This is a genomic window from Lonsdalea britannica (assembly GCF_946477055.1).
Taxonomy (GTDB): Bacteria; Pseudomonadota; Gammaproteobacteria; order Enterobacterales; family Enterobacteriaceae; genus Lonsdalea; species Lonsdalea britannica_A.
On the sequence record NZ_CAMKXG010000206.1, the window covers coordinates 1 to 6,413 of the forward strand.

6 protein-coding genes are annotated in these 6,413 nt (G+C 56.5%); 2 read left to right on the forward strand and 4 right to left on the reverse strand.

Annotated elements, in window-relative coordinates:
* From brnQ to phoB, 4 genes are all read right to left on the reverse strand, one after another.
* Positions 1-752: branched-chain amino acid transport system II carrier protein (gene brnQ / locus Q7O77_RS13115; protein ID WP_304168046.1), on the reverse strand; the 752-nt coding region annotated here is incomplete at its 3' end.
* A gap of 399 nt (positions 753-1,151) precedes the next feature.
* Entirely contained in the window at positions 1,152-2,258 is a 1,107-nt protein-coding gene (locus Q7O77_RS13120; protein WP_304168048.1) for a cobalamin-independent methionine synthase II family protein, read from the reverse strand.
* Between the two features lie 235 nt (positions 2,259-2,493).
* On the reverse strand, positions 2,494-3,819 hold the full coding sequence (gene phoR / locus Q7O77_RS13125; RefSeq protein WP_304168051.1) for a phosphate regulon sensor histidine kinase PhoR: 1,326 nt from the start codon (positions 3,817-3,819) through the stop codon (positions 2,494-2,496).
* A gap of 27 nt (positions 3,820-3,846) precedes the next feature.
* Complete coding sequence (gene phoB / locus Q7O77_RS13130; protein WP_094118540.1) at positions 3,847-4,536, reverse strand: phosphate response regulator transcription factor PhoB; 690 nt, start codon at positions 4,534-4,536, stop codon at positions 3,847-3,849.
* 211 nt (positions 4,537-4,747) lie between these two features.
* Here phoB and sbcD point away from each other — a divergent pair, with 211 nt between their 5' ends.
* Both sbcD and Q7O77_RS13140 read left to right on the forward strand, forming a co-directional pair.
* The gene (gene sbcD / locus Q7O77_RS13135; protein WP_304168054.1) at positions 4,748-5,980 is read left to right on the forward strand and encodes an exonuclease subunit SbcD; all 1,233 of its coding nucleotides are present in this window, start codon (positions 4,748-4,750) and stop codon (positions 5,978-5,980) included.
* Positions 5,977-6,413 (forward strand): AAA family ATPase (locus Q7O77_RS13140; RefSeq protein WP_304168057.1); only part of this gene is annotated, 437 nt, incomplete at its 3' end. The genes sbcD and Q7O77_RS13140, both read left to right, overlap by 4 nt.

The following is a 6,413-nucleotide window of genomic DNA, read 5'->3' on the forward strand; positions in this document are numbered from 1 at the left end:
GCGCCGAGGTGGAACAGGCTCAGATAGACCAGCGCAAGGCCAAGCCCGGCAATCAAACCAGCCATCACGGTGTAACGCGTCAGCAGTTTGGCATCGCTGACGCCACGAGAACGGGCAGCGTTCACGATCACGATACCGAACACCATCGCACCCAGCGTATCCATCGTGATGTAGCCATTCAGGAATCCGCTCGAGAAAGGCATCGCTTGATAGGCTGGCGCAGGCGGAATAGACGAACCGGCAGGCCACAGCAGCGCAGCGACCCCGAGGATGCCCAACGCGACGATTTTTACCGGAGCCAGAATATGTCCGACGGTATCCAGCAGGCGGCCAGGATACAGGGAAATACCGATGACGATGGCGAAGTAGACGAGGCTATAAACCAGCAACGGCGTGCCGCCGGAGCCGACCAACGGCGCAATACCGGCTTCAAAGGAGACGGTCGCAGTGCGCGGCGTGGCGAACAGCGGCCCCACGGCGAGGTAGCACACCGTCGCCAGCACGACGCCCGCTTTTCGGCCGATCGGCGTACTCAGGGCGTCGATCCCACCGCCTACGCGCGCCAGCGCAACGACGGTGATCACAGGCAGCCCCACCGCGGTAATCAGGAAGCCGAGTGCGGCGGTCCACACATGAGGACCCGCTTCCAGTCCGACGATGGGCGGGAAAATAATGTTACCCGCGCCAACAAACAAGGCAAAGGTCATAAAACCTAATGCCACGATATCTCTGGTTTTTAAACGATAATTCATAACGTATGTCGTGTTGCCTGTAAAACGTACTGAAAAGAGACCGGAACGGAGTCGTCGCCGGTATGGATCCGCTCTTGATTTCGGATGGTGCGCAGAAGTATAGGAATGGTTATTTTCCACACAGCGTTTGTGGTGGCTAAGTAAACCGTTTATAGCGAAAAAATACAAGACGAGATTATAAAAGCAGAATATCGAACTGAATTATTTATAATATCCAGTGAATGTGATTAGTTTTTCTTTATAGGCTAACACATGATTTGTGCATTCAAGCCCCTTTCAGAGCAATAATATGGCACTTTCATGCCGCTCTGTGCGAAACATAGTCATAATCAAAACTTATTAATATAAAAAACGCCGATATCCAATATCGGCGTTATAAAAAAGAGGGGTTACCCGGCATCACCACACGCGTTTCGCAATCTCCACGACGCGTTTCAGCTTCTCCCACTGCTCATCTTCAGACAGGGTATTTCCCTCTTCCGTCGAAGCAAAACCACACTGCGGGCTCAGGCATAGCTGATCCAACGCAACGTACTGCGCCGCTTCAGCGATCCGCTTCTCCACGTCGGCCACCGCCTCCAGCTCGCCGGTTTTGGTCGTGATCAATCCCAGCACCACCTGCTGATGACCCGGACGAATAAAGCGCAGCGGCTCGAAGCCACCAGCCCGCTCCGTATCATATTCCAGGAAGAATTCATCCACGTTCACTTCGCCAAACAGGATGCTGGCGACGGGTTCATAGCCGCCTTCTGCAATCCAGGTGGAACGGAAATTGCCCCGGCACACGTGCAGACCGATCACCAAGTCGGCCGGTTTGTTGGCCAGCGCCTGATTCAGCACGCGCGCATAGGTGCTGGCGAGAACGTCAGGATCTTCCCCGCGTTCGCGGATCTGGCGTTTCTGGTCTTCGGAACAGAGATACGACCATACGGTGTCATCCAGCTGCAGATAGCGGCAGCCCGCGTTGTAAAAGGCCTGAATAGCGTCGTGCCAGGTCTGAGCCAGGTCGTCAAAATAAGCATCCAGCGTCGGATAAACGGTGCTGTCGATCGCGGCGCGACCGCCCCGGAAGTGCAAGACGCTGGGGCTTGGGATCGTCATTTTGGCGGCGACGTCTCCCGCAATGCTGTTGAGATAGCGAAAATCGTCCAGCATCGGGTGACGCGGGTTGAATCTGACCTTTCCGGTGACCTTGATGCTGCGGGATTTGGTCTGAATACCGTTGAACTGGATACCGTGATCGGCTTCATAGCCCTCAACCCCTTCCAGCCCTTCGAAAAAGTCGAAGTGCCACCACGACCGGCGAAATTCTCCGTCGGTAACGACCTGTAATCCGACGGCTTTCTGACGTTCAACGGCATGCAGAATTTCGCGATCTTCCACTTCGCGCAGCTGCGCCGCCTCAATTTCACCTGCCTGCCATTGCTGGCGCGCCAGCTTGATTGCCGCCGGACGCAGCAGGCTGCCTACGACATCAGCACGGAACGGAGGTTTAGGTTGTGTCATGGTTGACTCCAGAGTCGCTGCTGACGGTGGCTGACCGCAACAGACAGGGTTAATAAGAGGCCGTGGAATATCGCACTCAAATCAGACATCCAGACGGCTATAATGAATTCATCCTGACATGAATTGCGTCATTCGACAATAGAATAGTTTTCATTCCGCGTAAGAGCGTTTCATCGAGTAAAAGGAACACGGAAGTGCTCTGAACAGGTCATCGCTTTACCGACGACCTGCTGAGTTACAACGGAGAAGGCGTCGAGTGGGGCTGAGAAGAAGGCGCTGTGACAATCAGACGGTTGGGCAGCGTAAACAAAAACCGGGAACCGGCCCCCAAATCGCTAAGGATTTCCAGTCGGGTGTCGTGATGGCTAAGCGCGTGTTTGACGATAGCCAACCCCAGACCGCTACCGCCCGTCTGGCGCGAACGCGCCCTGTCAACGCGGTAAAAACGTTCCGTCAGTCGGGGCAGATGCTCCGGCGCGATGCCCGGACCATTGTCGCTGACCTGGAATTGCGCGCCCTGCGACGTCCGTTGCCAGGTGACCTCAATGCGGGTCCCTTCCGGCGTATGGTTGATGGCGTTATAGACCAGATTGGAGACGGCGCTGCGCAGCTGTTCTTCATTCCCAAACACTTTCAGCTGTTCGTTAACGCGAAAAACAATCTCGTGCCGCCCCTGACTCAGGGTCTGCGCTTCGCGCTGCAACACCCGCAACATCAGCGGGATATCGACCTTTTCGTTGAGGTTGATGGCCGCCGCCGCTTCGATACGGGAGAGCGTCAGCAGCTGTTTCACCAGACCATCCATGCGCCGCGTCTGCTCTTGCATGGTATTGAGCGCCTTCGCCTGCGGCGGTCCGTCCATCGGACCGTCGTGCATCATCTCCAGATACCCTTGCAGCACGGTCAGCGGCGTACGCAGCTCGTGGCTCACGTTGGCGAAGAAGTTGCGGCGAGCGCCTTCCAGCTGATGCATCTGCGTGACGTCGCGCACCACCATCATCGTTTGGCCTTCGGAATAAGGCATTAACCGAAACTCGACGTGGTGACCGTTGTTGAGCTGCAGCGTGAGCGGACGTTCGAACACCTTAGACTGCATATAGCGGGAAAATTCAGGGTAACGGAGGAGGTTGAGCACATTTTGCCCGCTGTCGTCGGGCCAGCGCAGCCCCAGCAGATGTTGCGCCAGACGGTTGCACCAGATGATCCCGCCCTCTTCCGTCGTGATGACGATAGCGTCGGGGAGCGACTCCGCTCCGCTGCGAAAGCGTTTGATCAGCACCGCTAGCTCGCGTCGACGGCGACGGCTGCGCAGCTGCATTTGGTACAGGCCGTAAAGCAGCGGCTCCCAGCTGCCGCGACCGGGAGGCGGCGTCATACTGCGGTCGATCCAGAGCCAGTGAGAAAGGCGCAGCTGGTTATAGTAGTTCCAGCATAGCGCGGACAGCACCGCCACCAGCAAGAACCACGACAGATAACCGTAGATCAGTCCCAGCAGCAGCGCAGGAAGGCAGAAAAGCGCCAACTCCGCCGCCAGCCGTTTCCAGGATAAGCGTTCTAACACGTGAGGTTGTCTCCACAGCGACCGGGATCAGTAGCGCGTCGAGAATCGGTAACCGGTTCCCCGTACTGTCTGCACCATTTTGTCGTGCCCGCTGGTTTCCAGCGCTTTACGCAGGCGGCGAATATGAACATCGACAGTGCGATCTTCAACATAGACATTAGTGCCCCAGACATGGTTCAGCAATTGTTCCCGACTATATACCCGTTCCGGGTGAGTCATAAAGAAATGCAATAGCTTGAATTCGGTGGGCCCCATATCCAGCGCCCGATCCTCGGTGGTGACGCGATGGGACGAAGGATCCAGACTGAGGCCGCGCATTTCGATCACTTCTTCGACGGCCATCGGGGAGATTCGGCGCATGACCGCCTTGATACGAGCCACCAGCTCTTTGGGGGAGAAGGGTTTGGTGATGTAGTCGTCCGCGCCGACTTCCAGACCTTTGACCCGGTCTTCCTCTTCACCGCGCGCGGTCAGCATCATGACGGGAATATCGCGGGTCAGCGTTTCACGCTTCATGTGTTTGATGAACTGCAAACCGGAACCGCCGGGAAGCATCCAATCCAGCAATACTAATTCGGGATAAGGTTCCGACAGTCGATTGACCGCGCTATCGTAATCTTCGGCTTCTACGGGCTGATAACCGTTCTGTTCCAGAACGAAACACACCATCTCACGGATAGGCGCCTCATCTTCTACTACCAAAATGCGTCTTGCCATCGTTAATCCTGCCGTTAATCGTCGCTATTGGCGTGCGGTGGGGATTATGCGTCAGTTTTATGACAGATTTATGATAACGCGATTCCCCTGTCATCCCCGCTTAACTGACCGCATCGGGGAGGATATTCCCTGAGACAGCCCTAAACTGTCTGTCTATAATCGCCGATAATCGTAACACTCAGCCAACCCCGACGCCGCAACAGGACGCTCCATGCAAATTATCCATACCTCCGACTGGCATCTTGGACAGTACTTCTACACCAAGAGCCGGGCCGCGGAACATCAGGCGTTTCTGCGCTGGCTGATTGAGCAGGTGGAGCAGCATCACGTCGATGCCGTCGTCGTGGCCGGCGACATTTTTGATAACGGCACGCCACCGAGCTACGCCCGGGAAATGTATAACCGCTTCGTCGTCGAGCTTCATAAGACCGGCTGTCAGCTGGTTATTCTAGGCGGCAACCATGATTCCGTCGCTACGCTTAACGAGTCGCGACTACTGCTCTCTTGCCTGAACACGCAGGTCATCGCGAGCTGCGAAGGCGATATTGAAGAGCAGGTCATCGTCCTGAATACCCGCGAAGGCAAGCCCGGCGCGCTGCTGTGCGCGATCCCGTTCCTGCGACCGCGCGATGTGCTCACCAGCCAGGCCGGGCAGTCGGGCGCCGACAAACAGCTGGCGTTGCAGGAAGCCATTGCCGCCCACTATCAGCGCAGCTACCAGCTTGCCGTGCGCCGCCGCGAAGCAATGGGCCTTGCGCTGCCGATTATCGCCACCGGACACTTAACAACCGTGGGCGTCACCGCTACCGATTCCGTGCGGGATATCTACATCGGGACGTTGGATGCTTTTCCCGCTCAGGCGTTTCCGCCGGCGGACTACATTGCACTCGGCCACATCCATCGCCCTCAGCGCATCGCTCAGACGGAACATATCCGCTACAGCGGCTCGCCCATCCCCCTGAGTTTCGACGAGCTGAATCACGAAAAATCGGTATATCTGGTACGTTTCGAGCAGGACAAACTGGAAGACATATCTCCCATGACGATCCCCACGACTCAGCCGATGCAACTGGTCAAAGGCAGTCTGTCCGAGATCGAGCGCCGACTGGCCGGTTTTCGTGAATATGACGGTGAGACGCCGGTTTGGCTGGATATTGAAATCGCCACGCAGGACTACCTGAGCGACATCCAGCAGCATATTCAAAACCTGACGGACGACTTGAATGTAGAAGTGGTACTGTTACGCCGCGCGCGTGAACAGCATCTGCAAATGCTGGTCCAGCAGGAGAAAGAGACGCTGGACGAGCTGCTGCCCGGAGAAGTCTTCGAGAGGCGGCTGGCGCTGGAACCGGATTTGGAGAAGCCCCAGCAGCAGCGTTTGCGTACGCTGTTCACTCAGGTGCTGCAAGAAGTGGAAGACGATAGCCAGGAGGCAAAAGCATGAAGATTTTGAGTCTACGGCTGAAAAACCTCAACTCGTTGCAGGGTGAATGGAAAATCGATTTCACCCGCGAGCCGTTTGTCAGCAATGGTCTGTTCGCCATTACCGGCCCCACTGGTGCTGGCAAGACCACGCTGCTGGACGCCATTTGCCTGGCGCTCTACCACCAGACGCCGCGCCTGAAAGTCACCCCCAGCAACAATGAACTGATGACTCGCCACACCGCAGAATGTCTTGCTGAAGTCGAGTTTGAGGTCAAAGGCACCGCCTATCGCGCATTTTGGAGCCAGCGCCGCGCGCGCAATGCGCCGGACGGCAATCTACAGGCGCCAAAAGTCGAGCTGGCGTACTGCGCAGACGGCAAAATCATTACCGATAAAGTCAACGACAAGCTGTCGACCATCGCGCAGATTACCGGACTGGACTTTGACCGTTT

Coding starts and splice junctions, on each gene's coding strand:
- Q7O77_RS13120 (WP_304168048.1), bottom strand. CDS start 2,258: ATGACACAACCTAAACCTCCGTTCCGTGCTGATGTCGTAGGCAGCCTG.
- sbcD (WP_304168054.1), top strand. CDS start 4,748: ATGCAAATTATCCATACCTCCGACTGGCATCTTGGACAGTACTTCTAC.
- phoB (WP_094118540.1), bottom strand. CDS start 4,536: ATGGCAAGACGCATTTTGGTAGTAGAAGATGAGGCGCCTATCCGTGAG.